Annotated in this window: 21 protein-coding genes; 10 read left to right on the top strand and 11 right to left on the bottom strand. The window is 69.0% G+C overall.

What is annotated here, in order from left to right:
* Window positions 1-5: 5 nt before the first annotated feature.
* The 3 genes from EWV39_RS11390 (at window position 6) to EWV39_RS11380 (ending at window position 4,648) form a co-directional block, all read left to right on the top strand.
* Window positions 6-1,472 carry a purine-cytosine permease family protein gene (locus tag EWV39_RS11390; protein WP_129660229.1) on the top strand — a complete coding sequence of 489 codons (1,467 nt, stop codon included), beginning with the start codon at window positions 6-8 and terminating at the stop codon, window positions 1,470-1,472.
* Window positions 1,473-1,480: 8 nt separating this feature from the next.
* On the top strand, window positions 1,481-3,142 hold the full coding sequence (locus tag EWV39_RS11385; protein ID WP_129660226.1) for an amidohydrolase: 1,662 nt from the start codon (window positions 1,481-1,483) through the stop codon (window positions 3,140-3,142).
* 114 nt (window positions 3,143-3,256) lie between these two features.
* Entirely contained in the window at window positions 3,257-4,648 is a 1,392-nt protein-coding gene (locus EWV39_RS11380; protein WP_129660223.1) for a threonine/serine exporter family protein, read from the top strand.
* Between the two features lie 94 nt (window positions 4,649-4,742).
* Here the strand turns inward: EWV39_RS11380 and EWV39_RS11375 are convergent, their stop codons facing one another.
* The gene (locus EWV39_RS11375) at window positions 4,743-5,876 is read right to left on the bottom strand and encodes an LLM class flavin-dependent oxidoreductase (protein WP_129660220.1); all 1,134 of its coding nucleotides are present in this window, start codon (window positions 5,874-5,876) and stop codon (window positions 4,743-4,745) included.
* A gap of 226 nt (window positions 5,877-6,102) precedes the next feature.
* Complete coding sequence (locus EWV39_RS11370) at window positions 6,103-7,110, bottom strand: NADP-dependent oxidoreductase (RefSeq protein WP_129660217.1); 1,008 nt, start codon at window positions 7,108-7,110, stop codon at window positions 6,103-6,105.
* A 194-nt stretch (window positions 7,111-7,304) separates the two neighbouring features.
* On the opposite strand from EWV39_RS11370, the gene EWV39_RS11365 reads away from it, so the two are divergent.
* Window positions 7,305-7,727 carry an organic hydroperoxide resistance protein gene (locus tag EWV39_RS11365; RefSeq protein WP_129660214.1) on the top strand — a complete coding sequence of 141 codons (423 nt, stop codon included), beginning with the start codon at window positions 7,305-7,307 and terminating at the stop codon, window positions 7,725-7,727.
* A gap of 231 nt (window positions 7,728-7,958) precedes the next feature.
* The gene (locus EWV39_RS11360) at window positions 7,959-9,212 is read left to right on the top strand and encodes an MFS transporter (protein WP_238148315.1); all 1,254 of its coding nucleotides are present in this window, start codon (window positions 7,959-7,961) and stop codon (window positions 9,210-9,212) included.
* Here the strand turns inward: EWV39_RS11360 and EWV39_RS11355 are convergent.
* The gene (locus EWV39_RS11355; protein ID WP_129660211.1) at window positions 9,209-9,637 is read right to left on the bottom strand and encodes a hypothetical protein; all 429 of its coding nucleotides are present in this window, start codon (window positions 9,635-9,637) and stop codon (window positions 9,209-9,211) included. The two genes, EWV39_RS11360 and EWV39_RS11355, sit on opposite strands and share 4 nt — an antisense overlap.
* A gap of 255 nt (window positions 9,638-9,892) precedes the next feature.
* Here EWV39_RS11355 and EWV39_RS11350 point away from each other — a divergent pair, with 255 nt between their 5' ends.
* The gene (locus EWV39_RS11350) at window positions 9,893-10,816 is read left to right on the top strand and encodes an asparaginase domain-containing protein (RefSeq protein WP_129660208.1); all 924 of its coding nucleotides are present in this window, start codon (window positions 9,893-9,895) and stop codon (window positions 10,814-10,816) included.
* A 171-nt stretch (window positions 10,817-10,987) separates the two neighbouring features.
* Here EWV39_RS11350 and EWV39_RS11345 read toward each other — a convergent pair whose 3' ends face one another.
* From EWV39_RS11345 to EWV39_RS11315, 7 genes are all read right to left on the bottom strand, one after another.
* Window positions 10,988-11,560, bottom strand: coding sequence for a hypothetical protein (locus tag EWV39_RS11345; RefSeq protein WP_129660205.1), 573 nt, complete (start codon window positions 11,558-11,560; stop codon window positions 10,988-10,990).
* A gap of 128 nt (window positions 11,561-11,688) precedes the next feature.
* A complete protein-coding gene (locus tag EWV39_RS11340; RefSeq protein WP_129660202.1) occupies window positions 11,689-12,330 on the bottom strand; it encodes a 4'-phosphopantetheinyl transferase family protein in 642 nt (213 codons plus the stop codon).
* A gap of 109 nt (window positions 12,331-12,439) precedes the next feature.
* A complete protein-coding gene (locus tag EWV39_RS11335) occupies window positions 12,440-13,219 on the bottom strand; it encodes a response regulator (RefSeq protein ID WP_129660200.1) in 780 nt (259 codons plus the stop codon).
* On the bottom strand, window positions 13,191-14,327 hold the full coding sequence (locus EWV39_RS11330; RefSeq protein WP_129660197.1) for a sensor histidine kinase: 1,137 nt from the start codon (window positions 14,325-14,327) through the stop codon (window positions 13,191-13,193). Before EWV39_RS11330 ends, EWV39_RS11335 begins: the two co-directional genes overlap by 29 nt.
* 180 nt (window positions 14,328-14,507) lie before the next feature.
* Window positions 14,508-14,882, bottom strand: coding sequence for a lasso peptide biosynthesis B2 protein (locus EWV39_RS14365; RefSeq protein WP_420329968.1), 375 nt, complete (start codon window positions 14,880-14,882; stop codon window positions 14,508-14,510).
* A 50-nt stretch (window positions 14,883-14,932) separates the two neighbouring features.
* Window positions 14,933-15,172, bottom strand: a complete 240-nt coding sequence (locus tag EWV39_RS14360) for a PqqD family protein (protein ID WP_420329967.1) — start codon at window positions 15,170-15,172, stop codon at window positions 14,933-14,935.
* A gap of 39 nt (window positions 15,173-15,211) precedes the next feature.
* The gene (locus EWV39_RS11315; protein WP_129660187.1) at window positions 15,212-17,149 is read right to left on the bottom strand and encodes an asparagine synthase-related protein; all 1,938 of its coding nucleotides are present in this window, start codon (window positions 17,147-17,149) and stop codon (window positions 15,212-15,214) included.
* A gap of 756 nt (window positions 17,150-17,905) precedes the next feature.
* On the opposite strand from EWV39_RS11315, the gene EWV39_RS11305 reads away from it, so the two are divergent.
* The 4 genes from EWV39_RS11305 (at window position 17,906) to EWV39_RS11290 (ending at window position 20,791) form a co-directional block, all read left to right on the top strand.
* Window positions 17,906-18,670 (top strand): hypothetical protein, encoded by a 765-nt coding sequence (locus EWV39_RS11305; RefSeq protein WP_129660180.1) that lies wholly within the window; start codon window positions 17,906-17,908, stop codon window positions 18,668-18,670.
* A 40-nt stretch (window positions 18,671-18,710) separates the two neighbouring features.
* Window positions 18,711-19,454 carry an ABC transporter ATP-binding protein gene (locus EWV39_RS11300; RefSeq protein ID WP_129660177.1) on the top strand — a complete coding sequence of 248 codons (744 nt, stop codon included), beginning with the start codon at window positions 18,711-18,713 and terminating at the stop codon, window positions 19,452-19,454.
* On the top strand, window positions 19,451-20,245 hold the full coding sequence (locus EWV39_RS11295) for a hypothetical protein (protein WP_129660174.1): 795 nt from the start codon (window positions 19,451-19,453) through the stop codon (window positions 20,243-20,245). Before EWV39_RS11300 ends, EWV39_RS11295 begins: the two co-directional genes overlap by 4 nt.
* A 72-nt stretch (window positions 20,246-20,317) precedes the next feature.
* Window positions 20,318-20,791, top strand: coding sequence for an acetyltransferase (locus EWV39_RS11290; RefSeq protein WP_129660171.1), 474 nt, complete (start codon window positions 20,318-20,320; stop codon window positions 20,789-20,791).
* Between the two features lie 14 nt (window positions 20,792-20,805).
* On the opposite strand, the gene EWV39_RS11285 is transcribed toward EWV39_RS11290, so the two are convergent.
* The gene (locus EWV39_RS11285) at window positions 20,806-23,235 is read right to left on the bottom strand and encodes a helix-turn-helix transcriptional regulator (RefSeq protein ID WP_129660168.1); all 2,430 of its coding nucleotides are present in this window, start codon (window positions 23,233-23,235) and stop codon (window positions 20,806-20,808) included.
* Window positions 23,236-23,374 lie beyond the last annotated feature (139 nt).

Below are 23,374 nucleotides of genomic sequence, written 5' to 3'. Positions count from 1 at the left end.
GAGCCATGAACACCCACCGCTCCGCCCCGGCCGACGACTACGACGAGCCCCTGGCCCACCCCGAGACCCGCGGCATCGAGCTGATCGGCGCCGACGAGCGGCGCGGCCGGCCCCGAGACCTGTTCTTCGTCTGGGCGGCCCCCAACGTCAGCGTCCTGACCCTGACGGTGGGCGCCACGCTCGTCCTGCTGGGCCTCGAGCTCTGGCAGGCCCTGGCCGTGATCCTCGCCAGCAACCTGCTGTGGGTCCTGACCGGGATCGTCGCGGCCAGCGGCCCCGCGGCCGGGACCTCCGGGTCGGTGATCACCCGGGCCATCTACGGCATCCACGGCAACAAGGTCGTGATCGCCTTCTACGGGTGGTTCATCTCGGCTGTCTTCCTGGCCCTGAACTGGCTCGCCTCCTCGTTCATGGGGGCGCAGCTGCTGGAGATGGTCGGGCTCTCCGGGCCCTTCGCCGGGCCCGCGGCCGTCACCGTCGTGATCGCCGCCGTCACGGTGCTGGTCGCGGTCTTCGGGCACGGCCTGATCCTCCGCAGCTACACCGCCGTCGCCATCGTCCTGACCGTGATCTTCCTGACCGCCAGCGCGTTCATCCTGCCGCAGACCGACCTGGGCTACCGGGCGCCCGAGCCGCTGCACGGCGTCGCGCTGTGGTCCGCGATCACGATCGGCTTCACGATCCTGGCCTCGACGCCGCTCTCCTACTCCAACAGCCCCGACCTCGCCCGGTATCTCCCGGCCTCCACCCCGGCGTGGCGGACCGCGACTGCCACCGCCCTCGGCGGCGCGATCCCCGGGATCGTCTTCACCTCCCTCGGGGCGCTCATGGCCACCGGGATCCAGGACACGGCCCTCGACGCCGGGATGGAGCATGCCATCGTCGGCATGCTCCCGATGTGGCTGGGGCCGATCTTCATCGTCGGCGTCGTGCTCAACACGATCTCCCTCAACGCCATGACCACCTACACGGCCAGCATGGCGCTCCAGGCGATCGGGGTGCCGATCCGGCGGATCCCCTCCGCGATCGTCGTCGGCGTCATCGGCACAACGCTCACGCTCTACCTGGTCTCCTCGACCGGGCTGCTGGAGGCGGTCAACCTGATGCTCCAGCTGCTGGTGCTCATCTCCGGGCCGACCATGGCGATCTTCGCCCTCGACGTCCTGCTGCGGCGCAACCGGTACCAGGGCCCGGCGCTGTTCGACCAGACACGGAACGGCCCGTTCTGGTATCGAGGCGGGTGGAGCCCCGCCGGCATCATCGCCGTCATCGCCGGGGCCGTGGCCGCCGCGCTGTGCGTGACCAGCGACCTCTACACCGGGCCGCTGGCAGCCGCCCTCGGCATGGTCGACCTGTCCGTGCCGGCGTCGATCACGGTCGCCGCCGCGGTCTACGCGGCCCTCTCCCCCCGTGCCCTGCGCTCCGCGCCGGGGCAGTCCACCACCGCCACCATTCGCATCGCAGGAAAGTGAGCCATCGGATGACGCCGCAGACCCCCACGCTCTACCACAACGCCCGCGTCTTCACCGGCGACGCCGGGGCCCCGCTCGCGGAGTCCTTCGCCGTGCTCGGCGACCGCGTCCTGGCAGTCGGCGAGCTGCCCGCCCTCCGCTCGGCCGCCGGCCCCGCGCCGGAGGAGGTGGACCTCGACGGCGCGTTCGTCGCCCCGGGCCTGGTGGAGAGCCACACCCACCTGATGATGCTCGGCGAATCCCTCGACAAGGTCCAACTGCGCGACTGCGAGAGCGTCGCCGAGGTCCAGGACCGGCTGCGGGCAGCGCGCCGGGACCAGCCGCACGCCGAGCGCATCCTGGGCGTCAGCTGGCGCTTCGAGATCTTCCCCGACGGGCAGCGCCCCACCGCGGCGATGCTCGACGAGGCGGTCCCGGACGTCCCGGTGATCCTGGACTCCAACGACCTCCACTCGGTCTGGGCCAACACCGCCGCGCTCGAGGCCATGGGCATCACCCGGGATACCCCCGACCCCGTGGGCGGCAGGATCCTCCGGGACGACGACGGCGCGGCCACCGGCTTCCTGCTGGAGACCGCGGCCGGGAAGTACGCCTGGAGCCACCTCGAAGAGGTGACCACCGACGAGGACCGGGACCGGTTCCTGGAGAACGCCTTCGACGCCTACCTCTCCGCCGGGATCACCACCGCGACCGACATGGGGCTCAACGCCGCCGACGTCGCCGCGATCCGGCGTCGCCTCGAGCGCGACGGCAGGCTCCCGTTCCCCGTGACCGGCCACTGGCTGCTCACCGCCTCGGGCGAGGCGCGCGCGGACCTGGAGGAGGTCGCCGAGGTGATCCGCCTCCGGGATGAGGTCAACCGGGGCCCGGGCGCCGCCTGGTTCAGGATCGCCGGGGTCAAGTTCATCCTGGACGGCGTCATCGACGCGTGCACGGCGGCCATGCGCGCCCCCTACGTCAACGGCGAGCTCCCGGCCCCCATCTGGAGCCGGGAGTCGGCGCTGCCGGTGGCCCTTGCCGCCGACGCCGCCGGCCTCCAGCTCGCGATCCACGCGATCGGGGACGCCGCCAGCGAGATCGCGCTCGACGTCGTCTCCGAGTGCGTCCGCCGCCACGGCCCGAGGGAGGACCGGCGGCCCCGGATCGAGCACCTCGAATCCGTCACGGAGGAGACGATCGCGCGAATGGCCGCGCTCGGGGTCACGGCCTCGATGCAGCCCGTCCACTGCGATCCGGCCATCCTCGACAACTGGCGCGCCGCGCTCGGGCCCGAGCGCGGGGAAGCGGGCTTCCCCTGGCACCGGTTCCGCGAGCTCGGCGTGCCGGTGGCGCTCGGGACGGACGCTCCCACCGCGCCACACGAGGCCCTCGCGAACCTGTTCATCGCCGTGACGACCGAGTCGGCGCTGGACCGATCGCGGCCTCCCTACCATCCGGAACGGGCCTTCAGCCCGGCGGAGGCCCTCAGCGCGATGACGCTGGGGGGCGCGCGCGCCGGTGGGCTGGAGGCCGAGGCCGGACGGCTCGCCAGCGGGTGCCGCGCGCACGCCGTCGTCCTCTCCGTCGATCCCCTGGCAGGGCCTCCCGAGCGGATGCTCGAGGCGCGGGCGCTGCTGACGCTGGTCGACGGTCAGGCGGCCTACCGGCGGGTGGAGCCGGTCGGCGGGTAGCCGGGAGGGCTCACCCGCGGCCGGAGGGGCGGCAGGGCGTTCCCGCGGCAGGTGACCAAGCACATGCCCGGACCCGTCTCCCGCGTTCGCGCCGTCCCGCGTAATGTCGATCGAATGTCATCTTCCGACCTGAGGGTCTACCGCTTCGTCTTCCGGCTGGGCGACGCCCTCATCCGCAGCGGGGCCAGCTCCGCCTCCACCACCAAGGCCCTCCTGGCCGTGAGCCACCGGGCGGGCCTGCGCAACGTGACCGTCAGCGTCACGCTGGGCCAGCTCATGGTCAGCGACCAGCCCGACGACGCCACGCCCCCGCGCACCCGGATCCACGAGATCCAGCCCGGCGCCCTGGACATCCGCTGGCGGACCCGGGCCGAGGAGATCATCGAGCAGTACCTGCTGGAGGACGTCCCGCTCGACGACGCCCTGGAGAGCATCGAGAGGGAGGTGAACCAGCGCCCCTCCCACCAGTGGTGGAAGCTCGCGGTGGGCTACGGCGTCCTGGGCGCCGGCTTCGGCCTCATCCTCGGCGGAGCGCCGCTGACGGCGGTGGGAGGGGCGCTGACCTCCGTGGTGATCTCCCTGATCTTCCGCTACCTGGGGCATCTGGGGGCGCCCGCCATCTACAGCTACGCCGCCGGCGGGTTCGTGGCCGTCCTCGCCTCGACGTCGATCAACACGGTCTTCGGGCTGGACCAGGTGGCGGTGTGCATCGTCGCAGCCATCGCTGCCCGCTTGGCGGGGATCGCCTCCTACGGGGCGGTGCAGGACGCGATCACCGGCTGGTACCTCTCCGCCACGGGACGGATCCTCGAGGTCGCCACCAGCACCGCCGGGCTGGTGGCCGGCGTGGCCGCCGGCATCAGCACCGTGAGGCTCCTCTGGGGCCCCTCGATGCAGCTGATCCAGACGGTCGAGGCGGACACGACGCACTGGACGGCGTCGATCCTCGGGGCGGCCTTCGTCTCCGCCGGGTTCTCGCTGGCCAGCGGCGGCTGGGCAGTGCGGCTGCTGGTGCTCACCGCGCTCGGCGGGGGCGTGCAGCTGCTATACCTCGTCCTCGTGGCCCTCGGCATGACCCCGTACCTGGCCATCTCGCTCGCAGCCACGGCCACCGGCGCGGTCTGCGTCCTGGTCTCGCGGCCCATCAATCTCTCCTCCAACGCGATCATGATGGTCTCGCTGCTTCCCCTGTTCCCCGGGATGGTCATCTACCAGGGGCTGCTCGGCACCATCTTCGGCCTCGAGGAGTCCGGCGCGGCGCTGCTGGAGGCGGCGATCACCGCCTTCTGCCTCACGGTGGGCGGCGTGCTGGGGCAGTACGCCGTCTCCGAGATGCTGTGGACGATCCGCCGGCGCCAGTTCGAGCACGCCCACCCGGGGCAGCTGTTCAGCAAGGTGCGGCCCGGGGAGTACAGCTCGCGGGACATCATGCTGCCGGTCTTCAGCAAGCCGTTCAACGGCTCGGAGGAGGACCGCACGCGCGGACGGCCCACGGCCGCCGCCTGAGGGCGGCCAGCATCCGGGCTCAGCGAGCGTCTGAGCGCAGCCGGCATCCGGGCCCGGCCGGCCCGCACGCGCGGGACGGCGCCGCGCCGGCTGATCAGCCCGCGGCGGGGACCAGCGCACCCTCCGGCTGCGTCCCGAGCAGACCCTTCCGCTCCAGCAGGGGACGCACGCCCTCGCCGAACCAGTAGGCCTCCTCGAGGCACGGGTACCCGGAGAGGACGAACTCCTCGAAGCCCGCCTCGGCGTACTCCTCGATCAGCGCCGCGACCTCCTCGTGGGAGCCGACCAGGGAGGTCCCGGCCCCGCCGCGCAGCAGGCCCACCCCCGCCCACAGCCCCGGGTGGATTTCCAGGTCCGAGGTGCCGCCGCCGTGCAGGTCCAGCATCCTCCGCTGGCCGGTGGACTCGGAGGCGCCCAGGGCGCGCTGCTGCCGGGCGATGAGCTCCTCGGGCACGTCCCGCAGCAGCCGCTCGGCCACGGCCCACGCCTCGGCCGAGGTGTCCCGGGAGATCGTGTGCAGCCGGATGCCGAACCGGGGCCGGCGGCCCTGCTCGGCGGCCAGGCCGCGGATCCACTCGATCTTCTCGTGCGCCTGGGCCGGCGGCTCGCCCCAGGTGAGGTAGACGTCGGAGTGGCGGGCGGCGACGTCGCCCGCGGGGGCCGAGGAGCCGCCGAAGTAGATCTCCGGCCGGGGCTCGGGGAGGTGGGCGAGCTTCGCGCCCTCAACGCTGAGGTGACGCCCCCGGTAGTCGAAGGGCTCGCCGCCGTCCCACAGCCGGCTCAGGATGTCGAGGAACTCGCCGGTGCGCTCGTAGCGCCCGGTCTTGTCCAGGAAGTCGCCGAAGGCGCGCTGCTCCGCGGGCTCCCCGCCGGTCACGATGTTCAGGGCCAGCCGCCCGCCCGTGACGTTCTGGAAGGTCTCGGCCATCTGCGCCCCCAGCGTCGGCGTGAGGGAGCCGGGCCGGAAGGCGACGAGGAACTTCAGCCGCTCCGTGTGCTGGGCGAGGGCCGAGGTCATCAGCCACGAGTCCTGGCACCACAGTCCCGTGGGCGTCAGGACCGCCTCGAACCCGTTGGTCTCCGCGGCCTGGGTCACCTGGCGGAGGTAGGACAGCTCCGGCGGACGTCCCGCCGCGGTGAAGCCGACCTCGGCGCCGTGGCCGCCCGAGACGATCCCGCGGGAGTCCCCGCCGGTGGGCAGGAACCAGTGGAACCGCAGTGCGCTCATGGGGTCTCTCCTTCGTGGTGATGCGTGATGTCCCCAACCTAGAGCGTCCGGATGCCGGATCACACCGCGGCGTCACACGTCTTCACCTGTTGCTCCCCGTGACGCGCCCGGGCATCCGGCGGGGGAGCACGTCCGGTCCCGGAGCGCCCGGACGGCCTCGGCCGCGCACCGGATCCGGTGCGCGGCCGAGGAGATAGGGGCTGCGGGCGCCCCAGGGAGGGAGTCCCTACACGCGGACGATCATCTTGCCCTGATTCGCCCCCCGCATCATGGAGATGAACGCCTCGGGGGCGTTCTCGATCCCTTCCACCACGGTCTCGTCGTAGGCGATCCGGCCCTCGGAGAACCACCCGATCATCTTCTGGTTGAACTCCTCGGCGTGCTGCATGTAGTCGCCCACCGTGAAGCCCTGCAGCTTCAGCGAGTTCGTGATGATCCTGTTCATGTTGTCCGGGCCGGGGGTCGCCTCGGTGTCGTTGTACTGGCTGATCGCGCCGCAGACCGCGACGCGGCCGTTGCGGTTGAGCACGTCCAGCGCCGCCTCGAGGTGGTCCCCGCCGACGTTGTCGAAGTAGAGGTCGACGCCGCCCTCCCCGGCCATCCGGGGCAGCTGCTCGCGGATGGGGGCGTCCTTGTAGTTCACGGCGTCGTCGTACCCGTACTTGCCGGTGATCAGGTCGATCTTCTCCTGGCTGCCCGCGGAGCCCAGCACCCGCCCGGCTCCCAGCAGGCGGGCGATCTGGCTCACGGCGGTGCCCACCGCGCCCGCCGCGCCGGAGACGAACACGGTGTCCCCCTCCCGGATCCCGGCCGCGCGGGTGAGCCCCATGTAGGCGGTCATGCCCGTCATGCCGAGCACGCCCAGGTAGAGGGAGAGCGGCATGCCCTCGGCCTCGCGGACGGCGCGGAACCGCTCCGCCGGCCCCTGGGCGACGTCGCGCCACCCGTACTGGTGCAGCACCGGGGTGCCCACGGGCAGGTCGTCGGAGGCGGACTCGACGACGCGGCCGACCGCGCCGCCCGTCATCGTCTCACCGACCTTGAAGGGCTCCACGTAGCTCTCCGCGTCGACCATCCGCCCGCGCATGTACGGGTCCACGGAGACGGCCTCGTTCCGGACCCTCACCTCCCCGTCGGAGAGATCGGGGAGCTCCACGCGGACCGTGGAGAAGTTCTCGCCCGAGGGCCATCCCTCGGGGCGGGAGGCGAGCTGGATCTGGGTGCTGACGGTCATGGAGTGGCCCCTGTTCCCCCGGGCGCGCGGCCCGGGCGTTGTCGTGACGTTCACTGGCCATTCAAGGCCCGCGCCGGCGCGGGGACAAGCCGCTCACGCCTCTGGCTGAATCCCTGGTCCGCCCGCCCGTGCCTTCCTAACGTGGAAGCTGAACGGCCCCGCCCGGGGGTCGGACGAATCGCTGAGGAGAACCCATGGAACCGAAGTACACCACCGAGGCCCTGTCCACCGGCGACGCCCGCAACGGGCACGTCGAGGTCAAGGACGGCGGGCTGGCCTTCGACCTCGCCGCCCCGAAGGAGATGGGCGGCTCCGGCGAGGGCAGCAACCCCGAGCAGCTCTTCGCCGCCGGCTACGCCGCCTGCTTCCACCAGGCCCTCAAGGCCGTCTCCCGCAAGGCCGGGGCCGACGCCTCGGACTCGGCCGTGGGCGCCAAGGTCTCCATCGGGGACAACGGCCAGGGCGGCATGGAGCTGGCCGTGGCCCTCGAGGTCGTGCTCCCCCACGTGGACCGGGAGCAGGCGCAGGAGCTCGCCGAGCAGGCGCACCAGATGTGCCCCTACTCCAACGCGACCCGCGGCAACATCGAGGTGACGGTCTCGGTCGAGGAGGACTGAGCCGCGCCGGCGCCGGGCTCCCCTTCCGGGGCCCGGCGCCGCTTCGGCCCGCGCGGAGGCGTGCGCCCCGCGCGGCTCGCCCCTGCCCGGCCGCCTGGCCCCCTCGGCCCGCCCGTGGCATAATCGGTCTGTCCATTTTCTCGTGCATCTACCTGGCCTCGCTTCTCGCCGAGGCGCGGTCAAGGCGGCACAGTCCACGTGTACCACCGCCTTGAGGAGCTGCACCTTCCCATGATGAACCCGCAGAACGACGACGCCCGCGCCGCCGAGCCGGAGCGGGAGGCGCGCCACGAGACGGTCGTCTCCGCCGTCGGCAGGACCTACTTCCCCGTCGCCCTGATCGCCCGGCTCCCCTACGCCATGATGGTGATCGGCGTGCTGACCCTGGTGGTCTCGGTGCGCGGCTCGCTCACCCTGGGCGGGGCCACCTCGGCGATGGTCGGCATCGGCACCGCCGTCTCCGGGCCCCTGATCGGCACCGCCGCGGACCGCTTCGGCCAGCGCGCGGTGCTGCTCGTCGCCGTCGTGCTGAGCGTCGCGAGCCTGCTGACCCTGACGGCCGTGGTCTACGCGGACACTCCCCCGGCGGTCGTGCTGGCCGCCGCCCTGCTCATCGGCGCGACGACGCCGCAGATCCCCCCGATGTCCCGCAGCCGCCTCGTCGGCGTCATCAACCGCCGGCTGCGGCCCGAGCGGCGGCCCCGCGCCCTGAACGGCACCATGGCCTACGAGTCGGCGGCGGACGAGATCACCTTCGTCTTCGGTCCCATGATCGTCGGCGTGCTCGCCACGCTGCTGAGCCCCAGCGCCCCGATCCTCGCCGCGGTGCTGCTCTCCGCGGCCTTCGTCGTCGCCTTCGCCCTGCACCGCAGCGTGCGGGAGACCCAGCGGAGCTCCGAGGCGGGGGAGCCGCAGGCTTCGTTCGCCTCGCTGCTGACCCCGCGGCTGCTGGTGGTGATCGCGGGCGTGCTGGGGATCGGCGTCCTCTTCGGCTCGACGCTGACCTCCCTGACCTCGCTGATGGAGGACGCCGGACACGGCGAGCGGGCGGGGCTGGTCTACGCTGCGATGGGCGTCGGCTCGGCGGCGTTCGCGCTGGCCGCGGCTTGGTTCTCGACGTCGTTCACCCTGCGGGCGCGCTGGCTGGTGTTCTCGGCGCTGATCGTCCTGGGCGCCGTCGGGCTCTACCTCTCGCCGTCGATCCCGCTGGTGCTGGTCTCGCTGCTGGTCATCGGGATCGGGGTGGGGCCCACGCTGGTGACCGAGTACAGCCTCGTGTCCCAGCGGAGCCCCGCCAGCAGGTCGGCCACCGCGATGTCGCTCGCCAGCACCTCGATCGTCATCGGGCAGTCGGCGGCCTCCGCGACCACCGGCTACCTCGCCGACGCCTTCGGGACGCGGGGCGCGGCCTTGGTGCCGATCGCCGCGGCGCTGGTGGTCCTCGCGGCGGCGGTGGCCAACCTGCGGGTCAGGGACGGACGCTAGGCCCGCTTGCCCTTCTTGGAGCCCTTGCGCTGCAGGAGCAGGGCCGCGGCGATCGCTGCCAGCCACACGTTGTGCGAGACGGGGGTGCCCTCCTGGCTGGGGGCCACGCCGTTGTCCTTGGTGAACTCCTCGGTCTTGAAGTACATCGTCAGCATGCCCGCCGAGAAGGCGCCCAGGGCCAGGCCGGCGGCGCGGCTGGGGACGAAGGGGGCGAGCAGGGCCGAGCCGACCGCGATCTCGGAGCCGGCCAGCGCCTTGCCGAAGGTGGCGTCGTCGACGTCGTCGAGGAACGGGAAGCCCTTGGCGGCCATCGACTTCAGGTAGCCGGCGGTCTGCTCGTCGAGGGAGAGCTTCTCGACGCCGGCGTTGAGGATGTAGGCCCCGGGGACGGCGCGGAGGAGGGCGTTGGACACGGAGAAGGCCATGGTGGCGTTCCTTTCGGAGAGGGATGATTACCAGTAGTCTGAACCGGATCGGGCCCCCGAAAATTCCGCCGCCCGCTCCCGGGCCGCCGGTCCCGGCCGCCCGGCTCGCGCGCATCCGGGCAGGGCCGCTCCGGCCCGTCCCCGCCGCGGAACGAGCCGTTCCTGCCCAGCCCTGCCCCGGAACGAGCCGTTCCTGTCCAGATCCGCCCCCGAATGAGCTGTTCCCGCTCAGCCCCCGAGAGGACCCGCCAGCCCATGCCCCATCGCCCCATCGTCTCCTTGGTCACCACCGGAGGGACCATCGCCTCGGTCCGGGGCGAGGACGGCGCCAGCCGGCCCGTCCTCTCCCCGCGGGAGCTGCTGCGCGCCATCGAGGTGGACGACGTCGAGCTGCGGGTCAGGGAGCACGGCGCCGTCGACTCCTCCTCGCTGAGCCTCGCCGACATGGAGGGGATCGCCGACGCCGCCCGCCAGGAGCTGTGGGACCCGGAGGTCGGCGGCGTGGTGGTGGTCCACGGGACCGACACGATGGAGGAGAGCGCGCTGCTCGCCGAGCTCCGCATCGACGACGCGCGCCCGGTGGTCTTCACCGGCGCGCAGTTCACCGCCGACCACCCGGATCCGGACGGCCCGGCGAACCTCCGGGCCGCCGTCCTGGCCGCCGCCGACCCCGCCTCCCGCGGGCGGGGCGCGCTGATCGCCTTCGGCGGCCGGCTCCTGCCCGCGGCGGGCGCCTACAAGCACAGTGCCGACCGGGCGGACGGCTTCCGCGCGGGCTCGCCCGCCCCGGCCCTGCCGCGTCTGGCCTGGGACTCCCTGGAAGGGCGGAGGGTCGACATCGTCGCCCTCTATCCCGGTGCCGACGGCGCGGGGATCGACGCCGCCCAGGCCGCCGGGTCCGAGGGCATCGTCCTGGCCGCGCTCGGCTCGGGCAACGCCAACCCCCGCGTGGTCGAGGCGGTGCGGCGGGCGCGGGTCCCCGTGGTCACCTCCAGCCGCGTTCCCACCGGGCGCCTGGTCCCCAGCTACGGCGGGGGCGGAGGCGGGTTCGACCTGGTCGAGGCGGGAGCGATCCATTCCTCGTATCTGCGCCCCGGCCAGGCCCGGGTGCTGCTGACGGCCCTCCTGGCGGCGGGGGCCGGCCGGGAGGAGATCCGGCGGGCGTTCGAGGGGGACTGAGCCGGCCGGCGTCTGCCGAGGCTCAGGCGCCGAGTGGCGACGGCATCCGGCACACCTCCGGCGGCCGAACCGTCAGCAGCCCACGCTCTTCACCCGGTCTCCGGTCTCCGGTCTCCGGTCTCCGGTCTCCGGTCTCCGGTCTCCGGTCTCCGGTCTCCGGAGGTCAGCCGATCACGGCAGCCGCGGAGGAGCGAAGTAGAGCTTCACCTCGCGGCTGAAGGCCAGGACCAGCCAGTAGACCAGCAGGGTCAGCCAGACGACGACCACCAGCATGGAGACCACGCCGATAGCGCCCATCTGGATGTTCAGGAGCACGGCGAACACATTGCTCAGGAGCGAGACGCCGATCGAGACGAAAGCCAGCACGATCCCCAGGAGGCGCGCCCAGTTCTTACGCGCTCTCAGCCCGAGGTAGATCAGCGCGAACACGCCGCCCGTCATGATCAGGGTGGTCACCTCCTGCGGGATGCTGAGGCGGCCGGCGTCCTCCGTCATGCTCTGCTTCTCCGCCTCGCTGAACATCTCTCCGCCCGGGAAGCCATCCATGAGCCTGAGGGTAGCTTCGTGCATGGCACCGCTCAGGACCGCCGCCACGTTCAGCAGCCAGTTCACGATCCCCACCACGAGGATGCCGATCGTGGCGGTCTTGAGCTTCGCGAACCGCGGGGGCTCCTCCCCCGGACCCGGATCTCCGACCGGTCCGCGTTGAGGGGCTCGATACTGGGGAATGTCTGGGTCGTTCATGAACACCTCCTGGCCGCCAGCCTGTCATGCGAGCTCCCTGCCGACCATGAGATGAAGTCTTCGTGACGAGGAGCATCTGCGCCGCCGTCCGGCTCCTATGCCGCCGGGACGAGGACGCCGGCCGCGCCTCAGCGGACCGGGACGGCCACCGCGGTCAGGACGTGCGGGCCGGCGAGCGCCCACCGCCCGCTCACCTCGCGCAGGGCGTCCGGTGTCTCGGGATGCAGCACGCGGGCGCTGAAGCGTCCCCCGGGCCCCACCGCGAGCTCGGCCTCCTGGAAGTCGAGGTAGACCCCTACGATCTGGAACCAGGCCTTGTAGAGGGCCTCCTTGGCGCTGAACCGGAGCACGTCGAAGGCTTCCTGAGGGATCCCCGCGGGCGCCCGACCCCCCTCCTCGGGGCGGAGCACCAGGCCGGCGACGCCCTCGGAGAGCGGCGCCACCACCTCGGCGTCGATCCCGAGAGCCGCCAGCCGCCGGGCGGGCGCCGCGGCCGCGGCCCGGTATCCCGCGCAGTGGGTGATGGACCCGACGTACCCCTCCGGCCACAGGGGCTGCCGCCGGGGCCCGACGCCGATCGGCCCTCGCGGCCCGCCCACGGCGGCCACCGCTTCCCGCGCCAGCGCCCGGCCGGTGGCGAACTCGCGTCGTCGGGACTCGACCGCGCGCCCGACCGCACGGAGCTCCTCCGGGAAGAGATCCGGGGAGGGCAGGTCGACGGCGGACTCACGCACCGCCGCGCCGTCGGGGAGGAGGGGGGCGAAGCTCACCGGCTCATGGTAGCAACGGCGCCCGTTCCCCGGTCGGGTCAATCCCTGTCCTGCTGGTTCAGGGTCCCACCAGGCACCGGCTCCCTGGCGCCATCATCCGACCGCCGGGTCACGACGTCGGTCTGCCGTGGCTTCCCGCCTCGTGCCCTCCTGCCGAACGTTTCTTGCGACCCCCTCGCGCGCGGGCCCCGAAGGCCGGCATCCGCCGCTCCCGCCACGAGGGACCGTCCGCGATCCGGGAGTTGACGTAATAGAGCGTGACCAGCTCGGCACGCGACCGCGCCTTCAGCTTGGCGCGCAGACGGCTCACATAGGTCTTCACGGAGGCGGGGGCGAGGAAGAGCTCGCCGGCGATCTCCTCGTTGCTCTTCCCCATCGCGATGAGCTGGAGCATCTCGGATTCGCGCTGCGTCAGCCTCACCGGCACGCCCAGGTCGGACTCCACCTCTCGCAAGGCTTTCTCCTCGTGGGCCCCACGGACGAGGTCCATGACCCCGCCGGTGACCTCAGGAGAGAGGACGCCCTGCCCCGCCTGGATGAGGCGGACTGCGCGCAGGAGATCCCGGACCGGCCCGTTCTTGAGGAGGAAGCCTGCCGCCCCGGCCCGCACCGCGGCCTGGACGTCGTCGGGGCCGTCGAAGACCGTCACCACCAGGACCCTGGCTGAGGGCACCTGGGAGGAGATCGCCCGCGTAGCCTCCACCCCGTCCATCGAGGGCATATGCAGATCCATGATCACGACGTCGGGCTGGGCTGCGGGAGCGTTCCGGCAGGCCTCGGCGCCGTTCGAGGCCAACGCCACCGTTCGCATATCCGGCTGAGCGTCGATCAGGTCGCGATAGCGGCCACGCACGATGGGGTCATCCTCGACGATCATCACGGTGATCACGAACCGCACCTCCTGCACGACAACCAGTCTCTTCGTGGCGGGCCTCCGCTGGCAGAGGCAGAGAGACCTCCACGATGAACGCCCCGGAGAGGGCGACGACGTCGCATTCTCCCCCGAGCAGCCTCACCCGCTCTCGCAGGCCGAGGAGGCCTAATCCCTGCGCCGGCCGAGGCCCGGGCTCACTCGCGACATTCTCCGAGCGCACCAGCAGCCGATCTCCCTCCAGCCCCATCCTCAGGGTCCCCCGCGTCGCACTCGCGTGCCTTCCGATGTTGGTCACGAGCTCCTGGACGATCCGGTACAGATGGCGATTGGTCGGGAAAAGAGCGCCTCCGGGGAGGTCGATCTCCGCCGTCACCTCGATGCCGCTCTCCCGGCCTCTCCGGATCAGCGCAGAGAGATCCTCGACCACGAGCCCCTCTCCTCCACCCGCCCCTGTCCGAACGGCCATGAGCGCTTCCCTCACCTCAGCCAGGGCCTGGCCGCTCGAGGCCTCGATCTCACGAAGAGCGCGGGTCTCCCTCCCCGCCGGATCGTCGCTGGTCTCCGCCGCGACGCCGGCGTGGAGCCCGATCCTGCTCAGGGTGTGCGAGAGGACGTCATGGAGCTCCCGGGAGAGCCGTGCCCGTTCCTCGAAGAGGCCGGTGAGCTCCCTCGCCCGCGTCTCCCGGTCCCGCTGGGCGGCTTCGGCCCCTCCCTGCACCCCGAGGAGCCATGCGCCCAGGAGGAACGTCAGGCTCACCATCGCCCGGAGGAGCACTTCCCGGCCCGACGCCGTATGCACCCCGAGAACCGGCATGAGGAACAGTGCAGCGACGAGCGCAGCGAGAGGCACGAGGCGACGCCGGAGAGCCGAGTCGAGAGACGCCTGATAGAGCGTCCACGCCGCCACGATGAACGGTTCCTGGGTCAGCCCGAGCACCCAGCCTGAGAGGGTGATGCCGAAGATGACGAAGAACCTGCCATAGCGGTGCCTGATAATCGAAAGAACCATCAGGTACGCCAGGAGGTGGCCTGTCTGGAGAATCCACGCCCCCTCCGCCGAGACGTCCACCGTGAACCAGAAGACGGCGCCGATCGCGAGGACGAGGCCACCGTTCCACAGCACAGGTTCCTTCCGAGAACACAGTGGATCAGGACCATGAGCCAAACCGTTTTCGATCGCCCCACCTCGGATGTGCTCCGTATTCGCCCGCTCGTTCACCGTAGTTGAGCTCCCTCCCGAGGTCGACTGGTCGTATAAAGCCTGTGCCTGAGCCACCCATGACCACTCGCTTTATCCATGAGGTTATTCCCCGCCCCGTGGGGGTGAGGTCATGAGAACAACAACGTAGTCTGCAACCTCCTCCGCCTCATCGATAGGGTTCCCCTCCAGCTCGACCCAGGCATGGGCTCGGAAGGGTGCGAGCGCAAAACCCGTACACCACGTGGCAGAGGCTCCCATCAAACGGCATCCGATAGCAGTCGCTATCGACCGATGAAGGCAGCCTTTAGGGCCGCGACATGTAAGACTGACGTTACAGACAGCGGCGCGTACCCAGCTGCAAAGCTCTTCCGAGGCTTCCGGGCACGACCGGTTCAATCGGTTAAGAATTCGAACGATCCTCTCCGGACGCATACGCGAGAGAACCACAGCAACCGAGACTGCAGCTAGGGCGAACATTCTCTCCCTGAAGCTCAATCTGACAGTTCGCTCTCCAAGTACCTGAATGCTCATTCCTCGTCCTTCCTGAGCCAACCACGCTGTGACATGCCGACGAGGCAAGAGAGCACACCACGTTCGACCACGCTCCACGCAATATCGAACTCCGACGCGATCTTCTCGATAATCTCCTCAACGCAATTCCCTGCAATGACGCCTTCCAGGATGCGAAGACCTGTAGCATTCACTTGTGAATACTTACCATTCCTGGAATCGAAAATTATAGCTCCATCCCCTACAGGGGAAACCATCACATATGTTGATATTTTCACCCAACCCCCTAATTATCATCATATACCTAAGCCAAATTTTCCGACTTGGCGAAGCCATCGCTCCGTAGATATAAGAGATTCCATCGACGACAGAAAACCTGGCGAAGGAGATGGATCCGATAGGCGCATCTTTATATACGAGACGTCGATTATGCCTGATTCTGCAAGCAGAAAATCGCAGACTTCTTCTTTCAAAATATCTCGCATTCGAAAAAACTCTGCATAAGAATCCGCGCTATACTCCCCAGTAACCGGTCTGGTGAAAAATCCCGCCGGCATGCCAACTTCCCTCATCGCGGCAAACAACACCGGCTTCATCAAATTGGGATGAAAACGTTCGCTCACCCGAGCCCTCGAAGCCGCCTCTATTACTCCTCGTCTCAGATAAGGGCTATGCCATTGCGTTGAACCGCCGAATTCCTGATTGATCTGCGCCAGGACTTCCCCTTGAAACTGAAGAGACTCCAACATTTGGTGGCGTCCACGATCCCCGTCCAGAGGGTTCGGCGGGTTGGCAGAGGCCCGCTCAATCTCAGCGAGGGCCAAGGCTCTCCCCCCATCGGAAAGAATCCTTCCGATGCTGGGAAGAGGAAACCATTCCCCCAGACCCGACCCCTCACCCCCAGACGACCTTGGCGCCTTCAGGGACGATGGCAGTGCGCGTACAGCATCCTCAAAGGTCTGCACACTCATGGAACTGCGCAGAACGTCGCCGAACGGCTGCCGAACAGAAGAGGCGACATGGCGAACAAATCTGATGCCTCGCAGACCTCGCTCCCTCATAACCGACCATGAGGCCGCCGGCAGAGGGCCGAAAAGCTCATCGCCACCGGCCCCCGTAAAATGAACGTTATGTGACGAAGCCTCGAGATCAGACCCCAGAGAGGATAAAAAACCATAAGACCCCCACCACATAGCCGGAAAATCTGTAGGGGCTGAACGTTTTCCGGCGTCCATGTAACAATAGGCCCGGGAGAGGACCCCGAGCCTTGGAAGTTCCTTAAGGCCGAGACAGAGATCTTCCGCTGCTCTGCGAGCCCACACGATGTCGTCTACCCGGTCATCCACCGATCGAACATGGAATGTTCTGGGTCGCACCCCTATGGAGGCGAGGACATAGGCAATACTGCTTGAATCTATTCCCCCTGAAAGGTCAGCGGTCACTGACTTTGCTCGATGCGTCGTGGTTACGATGGCCGAGCTCAAAGAATGTATGATGCCTTCAGAAGCCTCCTCCGCGCTCGCTTCACCTGCAGGAGCAGTCCACCAGCGTTTTTCCATCCATGAAATATCACCATGATAAATCTGGACCACACAACCAGAGGGAATGGAATCGATTGAGGACCACAGAGGCAAGCCAGCAAAGGGGAACCGCGGCAACCCCTCGCAGAGCCTCATCGCGATCCTCTCAAGCGAAGCCGACAAACGAAAAATACAGGCTAAAAGAACTGCGGAATCACTGAGGACAGCACCATGAAGAGTATTTTTAACATATATTCTCGAGTAGCCTGAGAGCACTCCGCAAATCAGCTGAGAACCATCAATGCACAACCCCAAAACACCTTCTCCTGCGCACTCCGTCAAAAGCTCATCGCTGCATCCAGTACGCACCGTTTCATCCAGCAAAGATCGGATACGCCGAATAGACCATGGCACCGGAGGACCCAACAAGAGTGTTGCGCTGCCATTACTCGATCGAATCACATGGCACTCCCCAAGCTCACCAAGGACCCAGGGACGCCCGCTCGCGTGAGAGATAACCGTCACCTGAGCATCAGGAAGAAACCGGGGGATCGCTTCCCGAGCAGCAGAAGCCACGGCCTCCGATTCGGGAACATCCGGCAAAAAAATCATCACGACTATGACTCCGTTGATGTTGGCTTTGAGCAGCTTTTCTACAGATGAGGAAGGATCGGGAGGCGGTGTCTTTATCCACTCCACCGCCTCCCACTCCATCTCCTATCCGATGCACACGAAGGCCCGTCCTCCGAAGATGTCCCGACATCTACCAAAAGGGACCCCTCTCGTCACATCCGCGAAGAATCCTATGTCCATAATCGCGGGCTTCATGTATTCCCTGCTTTTCATGGTGATTTCCCTCCCATAACGGATCGGCTCATATCAACGATTGGCAATGAACTATTTAGTTCGCTCCAATCAATTCACCATGGTAGCTCCGTAAAATTGCTTCCCAACTCCTGCAGTCGGGCAGTCAGATCCACCCAGCAGCCCATGGAATCGGCCCTGAACCTGACCCATCTTCTACTGCACCTTTAGCTTCCCAGCCGAAGAAGCGCAGAGAAAAACCCGCACCCACTCCCTTAAGGCCCTTGTCAGAGGGTTTACAAGAGGGAGACCTCGACATGCCGCCAGGGAGCTTTTCACTCTCTTGGGACTCACTCGCCCTGGAGAGCCAGCCACCCCTCGGAACGAGGTGGGCGTTCCGAACTGGAGAAAAATGTCAACCCTAGGAGACAATTGGACTCCTCAGCATCAACCCCCATGAGCAAATCCGGAAATCGTGAGACTCAACATAAGACTCGATGGTAGATTCATTTCAATCCGTCACTAATCAATATTTCCATGATCCACAAGATGGATTGAATGAATGATCGAACCATCCTTTGTCCCTCTAGAGATAAAACTACACTCCCAACGGTACCCGCCATTGAAAATTCTTTATCCACCCCTAGAAAGGATAATTATCCGCAAATGACGATTAGTCGAATTATAGATATCTCTCTAAATTCCTTTGTTGGTGAGATTCGCAAGGCGGCAACATTCCCCGCGCTCCGCCGGACCATCCTTTTCGGTCTTATCGTCGTCATCGGAGTTGCGGCTTTCGGGATTAATCAGAGCCGCGTTCAACCCGTTTCCGGGACCGAGGCTCATCCCATGAGTCCCACAATCACCGATTGGCCGATGTTCGCCCTCCACTACGGGCAGGCGATCCCCATCCTCATCGGAGCTTGGATCATCGGCCAGGACACTTCCCCCGGATCCCTCCGCACCGCCTTCTTGGCACAGCCACGCCGTGCCCGTCTCGCCCTGACCAAATACTCGATATCCGTCCTCCTCGTCCTGCCGGCCGCCGTCCTGTGCATCGTCGGCGCCTGCGCGCCTCTCCTGCTTCTCAACGAAGTGGAGAGGGGCTCGATGACGCCCGCGCTGACGCATCTCAGCTGGCTGCTCGCCTATTGGGTGCTGATCGGCCTGGTGTCAGCAGGTCTCACCGCCTTCACCAGGAGCACGATGTGGGCGGTCCTCCCCCTCTCCGCCTGGACCCTGGGCCTCTCGGACCTGCTCCGCTCCAGGCTCCCCGCCCTTTCGGGAGCGATGGACCAAGTGTTCGACGACGCATACCGGGGCGGCATCAACCTCAGCACCGGCGAGTTCTTCTCCGTTGCCGCACAGGTGCTGATAGTTCTCGCAGCCGGCACAGCCGCATGGTCCAGACGCGATGCTCACCAGCGTTGACGCACCACCTCCCCCGAAGACCTCTCGAAAGGAGAACACATTGATTTCCGTCGATCACGTGACCAAGAGACACCGGGACATCCTCTCGGTGGATGCGGTGAGCTTCACCGCTGAGCCGGGCGAGGTCACCGGCCTCCTCGGCCCCAACGGCACCGGCAAATCGTCGATCATGCGTATCATCTGCGATCTGGATCGAGCCGATTCCGGCTCCGTGGCTCTTGCGGGAAAGCGATACCGAGATCATGACCTCCCGCTCCGGGTCGTCGGCGCCCAGTTCGAGGGCTCGGGTGCGCACCCTGCCCGGACCGCCGTCCATCACCTCCGCTGGGTGGCGCGCACCCAGCGTCTCCCGGACTCTCGAGTCGCGGAGGTGCTGGAGATGGTCGGGCTCAGCGCTCGCGATGGGAAACGGGCTGTCCGCGGGTTCTCCCTCGGGATGCAGCAGCGACTCGGCATCGCCACCGCGCTGCTGGGAGATCCCCAGATCCTGATCTTCGACGAGCCGGCCAACGGGCTGGATCCGATCGGCATCCTGTGGCTGCGCGACCTCGTCACCGGGCTGGCCCGGGAGGGAAGGACCGTGCTGCTCAGCTCCCATCTCATGAGCGAGACGGAGCTGATCGCCGATCGCGTGGTCCTCATGGACGGCGGCCGCGTCATCGGTCAGGGGTCGGTCGGTGAGTTCGCTGCCGAGCACGGTTCCCTCGAAAAAGCGTTCTTCGCACGGTTGGGGACCGCTCGCCGGCCCCGAACCGGAGCTTCCGGAGGAGGGGAAGGAGCATGAGGTTCTCCAGCGCCCTCGCCGGTGAGTTCCGTAAGGCCCGCACCCTCCCCACCCTGACGCTGACGACGGCCCTCTCGGCCTTCCTGATGCTCGCCTTCTGCCTCCTAGACTCCTCCAGTGCCCGGGCGACGTTCGTCGAGGGCTCCGCCCATTTCCTGCCCGGCGCCGACCCTGCGGAGATCGGTCTCCACGGCTTCGCGAGCCTCGCGCTCTTCCCGATCATCGCAGCCGTGCTCATCGCATCGTCCGAGCACTCAGGAGGCCAGATCACGACGTCGGCCCTCTCCGTTCCCCGTCGCGGCCAGCTGGTGCTGGCCAAGCTCGTCATCTCGGCGACGGCCTCGGCAGGGTTGGGCATCCTGATGGCGCTGATGGTCACGATCAGCTATCAGAGCAGACTGGTCGAGTTCTCGGTCTTCGCCACCGGGGACGCCGGCCGGCACGTCATCGGCTTGGGACTGGGGATCATGTATTGGGTGTTCCTGGGCCTGATCAGCACCTGCGCGGCCGTCGTCTTCCGGTCCCAGACCGCGGTCCTCGCCGTGCTGGTCATCGTCTCGTTCGCGGGCCTGCCGCTGATGGGGATCGGCAAGGTCTTCGAATACCTCCCCACCAACGCCGGCCCCACGATGTTCATGGGCATGGACTCGGCCTACATGGCCATCCCTCCGACGATAGGGCCAGCAGGCGCTGCGGGCGTCCTCCTGGCGTGGACCGCTGCCGCGCTCCTTGCCGCGCTCCTCGTCTTCGCACGGCGGGACATCGGTTCACGGCAGCTCACCATCGAGTGAGCATCGTGGACACCGCCACACGAGGGCCCGCCCACCATGACGACTCGTGGGCCCCTCTGCGAAGATGTCTCCATGCCCAGCGACCCTTCCCCCTCCCCGCACGTCCTGATCCGTCCCGCCAAGGCATCGGACCACGAGGCCCTCATCCGGCTGTGGCGCGGCGCCGTCGAGGCCACCCACCACTTCCTGACCGCCGACGACGTCGACTTCTACGAGCGGCAGGTGGCCTCCTACCTGCCGCAGATGTCGGACCTGCGGGTGGCGGAGGAAGCCGGGCGCGGCGTCGTCGGGTTCGTCGCGCTGGAGGACGCCGTGGTCGAGATGCTCTTCGTGGATCCCGAGGTGCACGGCCGCGGGGTCGGCACCCGGCTGCTCGAGGACGCCGCCCGGGGCCTCGACGTCGTCGAGGTGGACGTCAACGAGCAGAACCCCTCCGCCCGCGCCTTCTACCGGGCGCGGGGATTCGAGGAGCGCGGCCGCTCGGAGCACGACGCCGAGGGGCGCCCCTTCCCGCTGCTCCACCTGCGGCGCGGAGCCCGGCCCTAGCCGCTCCACCCCGCTCACCCCTCCGGATGCCGCAGCGCCAGCAGCCGCCGGGCCAGCTCCACGCGGCTGCGCAGCCCCGTCTTCCTCAGCGCGTTGGCCACGTGGTTCTCGACCGTGCGCACGCTCAGCCCCAGTCGCTCCGCGATCTCGGCGTTGCTGAGCATCCGGGCCATCATCGCGATCTCCAGCTCCCGCTTGGACAGGCCCTTCAGGGCCTCCTCGGAGGGGTCGCGGGAGGGGTCGAGCAGGCCCGCGAAGGCCTCGGCCCGCTCGTCGTCGGCCTGGGCCCTCCACCAGCGCATCGAGGCGGCCAGGATCCGGGAGGCCGTCGGGCGGAAGCCCTCCGGCAGGCCCGCCAGCAGGGTCCCGGCCGCCTCCGCCTCGCCCTCCCGGATCGCCCGCGCCAGCGGGGCCAGGAAGGCGAGCAGGGACTCCTCGGGCTGGGCGGGGGACCCGGCGAGCGCGTCCAGCAGGGTCGGCCCGACGTGCCGCTGCAGGGCGTTCAGCCCCACGTGCAGGGCGGCGACGACGAAGCCCCGCTCGAGCCGGGCAGAGACTACGCGCGCCACGGCCTCGTCGAAGCGCTCGGCGTCGTCGTCCCCCACGATCGCGTGGACGAAGTCGGTGCCCATCCCGTAGAAGGGGCCGACGCCGGGGGCGTAGAACGAGCCGTCGCGGATGAGGGCGTCGCGCAGCGCCGGCCGGCCCTGGTCGTGGGCGTCGATCGCGGCCCAGTGCAGCATGGCGCCGAAGACCGCGGTGGAGAGCACGCCGGGCTGCCCCACGCTCAACGCGGTGCTCAGCACGGACCGGGAGGCCTCCCGGCCGCCCCAGTACCGCTGGATCAGCACCGTGACATGGGAGGCCATCAGGAAGGCGTCGCGGTCCGCATCCAGGGAGGCCTCCTCGAGGATGCGCCTCAGCTCCCGGACGGCGTCCTCGATCCCGCCCCGCAGGTAGCCGACGGCGTGCACGAGCACCTCGCCGAGCCGGTTCGCCGCCGCCGGCTCGGCTGACACGGCGTCGACGCGCCCGCTGACGACGGCGCCCATCGTCTCCTCGTCGCAGGGCGAGCCGAGGGGCTGGTCCAGGCCCTCGTCCGCGATGACCGATATCGCCTCCGCCAGGGTGGTTGACTCGGGGTACTCGTGCACCTCGGGGATATGCCGCGGCTCCCGCTCCGGCTCGGAGAGCAGCGTGGTCCGGCGCAGCAGCCGCAGGTAGCCCGCGGAGAACCTCGGCCCCTGCGCCTCGATCCAGGCCAGCACCTCGCGGAACCGCTCCGACTCGACCGCGAACCCGTAGGCGGCGTCGAGGTAGCGCAGCGCGTGGGCCTCGGAGGGGTCCGCAGCCCAGCGGCGGTAGCGTTGCTCGGCATGGCTCCGGAGGCTCTTCTGCATCCGCCGGGCCAGCATCGCCGCGCGGCGCTCGATCTGATCCACGGGTGGCTCGTGCCCCGCGCCGGGCTGCGCCGCGCGCCCCGGGTCCCGCTCCGGACGGAGGCTCAGCCGGGCCAGCGCCGAGGTGCCCAGCTGAAAGCGGTCGGCGAGGATCGGGGGCCACACGTGGACGCGGGGGCTGCCGTGCTCCTCGCTCTCCACCAGCAGCCCGCGGCGGTCCAGGCTCAGCAGCGGCTCGGCCTCGAAGCGCCGGACCAGGGCGGAGGGCTCCTCGGGGCCGGCGAGCGCGATCGCCGCCAGCGTGGATCGCTCCTCCCCGCCGAGGTCCCGCAGCCTGGCGTCGATGACGGGGGCGAGGTGCCGGTTCCAGAGGGAGTCCGCCGCGACGCGCCACTGACCGAACTCCAGGACGATGTGCCCGGCCAGGCGGGAGGTCGCGATGATGCTCGCGGCGAGCGCGGGGTTGCCGCCCGACTTGGCCAGGACCCGCGCGGCGAGCATCGGCTCGGGGGTCGCCCCCAGCAGCTGGGCCGCCATCTCCACGATGTCGTCGGTGGTCATCGGCGGCATGCCGATGCCCGCCTCGGCCGCCCCGGAGACGGGGACCTCGATGCCGGCGGGCTCGTCGGCGCCGTGGGGCACCGCCCTGACCACGCGCAGGTCCATCCGGGCGGCCGCCCGGCGCAGGATCGCGGCCGAGACGCCGTCGATCTCGTGCGCGTCGTCCAGCAGCAGGATCGGGTGGTTCTGGCCGTGCCACAGGGCGGAGAGCCGGTCGATGGCGGAGTCGAGGCCCGCGGCGGGCGTGCTCCCGCCCGGCGGCCAGGCGACGCCGAACTGGCTCACCAGCTGCCCCTGGATGCGCTGGGTCGCGAGGCCGCCGCGGCCGCGGCTGACCGTGTAGCCGAAGCGGGTCAGCCAGCGCTCCAGATGGTCCAGGACCGTGCTCCGGCCGCTGCCCTGGACGCCCGAGAGCCTCACATCGGCACCGAGCATCAGCGCCCGGCCGATCTCCTCCACGACCCGGGAGAAGTAGAAGCTCATACACGTCCTCCTGGAGAGTCATGCCGTCCCGACGATGCCCGGGGGCGCTGGCTCCTCCGGTGCGGCGTGAGGGAGCCCGGGGCAGTCCACCCCCTATTCTGCCCATGCGACCATGGCCGGGCGACGTGCCTGCCCAGCC

This window comes from Rothia halotolerans, assembly GCF_004136635.1.
Classification (GTDB): Bacteria; Actinomycetota; Actinomycetes; order Actinomycetales; family Micrococcaceae; genus Rothia; species Rothia halotolerans.
This window is presented reverse-complemented; position numbering and strand designations above follow the sequence as displayed.

Bases quoted from the DNA above. Each gene is read 5' to 3' on its own strand.
- EWV39_RS11295 (WP_129660174.1), top strand. From the start codon at position 19,451: ATGAGGTTCTCCAGCGCCCTCGCCGGTGAGTTCCGTAAGGCCCGCACC.
- EWV39_RS11390 (WP_129660229.1), top strand. From the start codon at position 6: ATGAACACCCACCGCTCCGCCCCGGCCGACGACTACGACGAGCCCCTG.
- EWV39_RS14360 (WP_420329967.1), bottom strand. From the start codon at position 15,172: ATGGTTTCCCCTGTAGGGGATGGAGCTATAATTTTCGATTCCAGGAAT.
- EWV39_RS11290 (WP_129660171.1), top strand. From the start codon at position 20,318: ATGCCCAGCGACCCTTCCCCCTCCCCGCACGTCCTGATCCGTCCCGCC.
- EWV39_RS11350 (WP_129660208.1), top strand. From the start codon at position 9,893: ATGCCCCATCGCCCCATCGTCTCCTTGGTCACCACCGGAGGGACCATC.
- EWV39_RS11385 (WP_129660226.1), top strand. From the start codon at position 1,481: ATGACGCCGCAGACCCCCACGCTCTACCACAACGCCCGCGTCTTCACC.
- EWV39_RS14365 (WP_420329968.1), bottom strand. From the start codon at position 14,882: ATGTTCGCCCTAGCTGCAGTCTCGGTTGCTGTGGTTCTCTCGCGTATG.
- EWV39_RS11360 (WP_238148315.1), top strand. From the start codon at position 7,959: ATGATGAACCCGCAGAACGACGACGCCCGCGCCGCCGAGCCGGAGCGG.
- EWV39_RS11370 (WP_129660217.1), bottom strand. From the start codon at position 7,110: ATGACCGTCAGCACCCAGATCCAGCTCGCCTCCCGCCCCGAGGGATGG.
- EWV39_RS11355 (WP_129660211.1), bottom strand. From the start codon at position 9,637: ATGGCCTTCTCCGTGTCCAACGCCCTCCTCCGCGCCGTCCCCGGGGCC.
- EWV39_RS11305 (WP_129660180.1), top strand. From the start codon at position 17,906: ATGACGATTAGTCGAATTATAGATATCTCTCTAAATTCCTTTGTTGGT.
- EWV39_RS11345 (WP_129660205.1), bottom strand. From the start codon at position 11,560: ATGAACGACCCAGACATTCCCCAGTATCGAGCCCCTCAACGCGGACCG.
- EWV39_RS11285 (WP_129660168.1), bottom strand. From the start codon at position 23,235: ATGAGCTTCTACTTCTCCCGGGTCGTGGAGGAGATCGGCCGGGCGCTG.
- EWV39_RS11315 (WP_129660187.1), bottom strand. From the start codon at position 17,149: ATGGAGTGGGAGGCGGTGGAGTGGATAAAGACACCGCCTCCCGATCCT.
- EWV39_RS11375 (WP_129660220.1), bottom strand. From the start codon at position 5,876: ATGAGCGCACTGCGGTTCCACTGGTTCCTGCCCACCGGCGGGGACTCC.
- EWV39_RS11365 (WP_129660214.1), top strand. From the start codon at position 7,305: ATGGAACCGAAGTACACCACCGAGGCCCTGTCCACCGGCGACGCCCGC.
- EWV39_RS11380 (WP_129660223.1), top strand. From the start codon at position 3,257: ATGTCATCTTCCGACCTGAGGGTCTACCGCTTCGTCTTCCGGCTGGGC.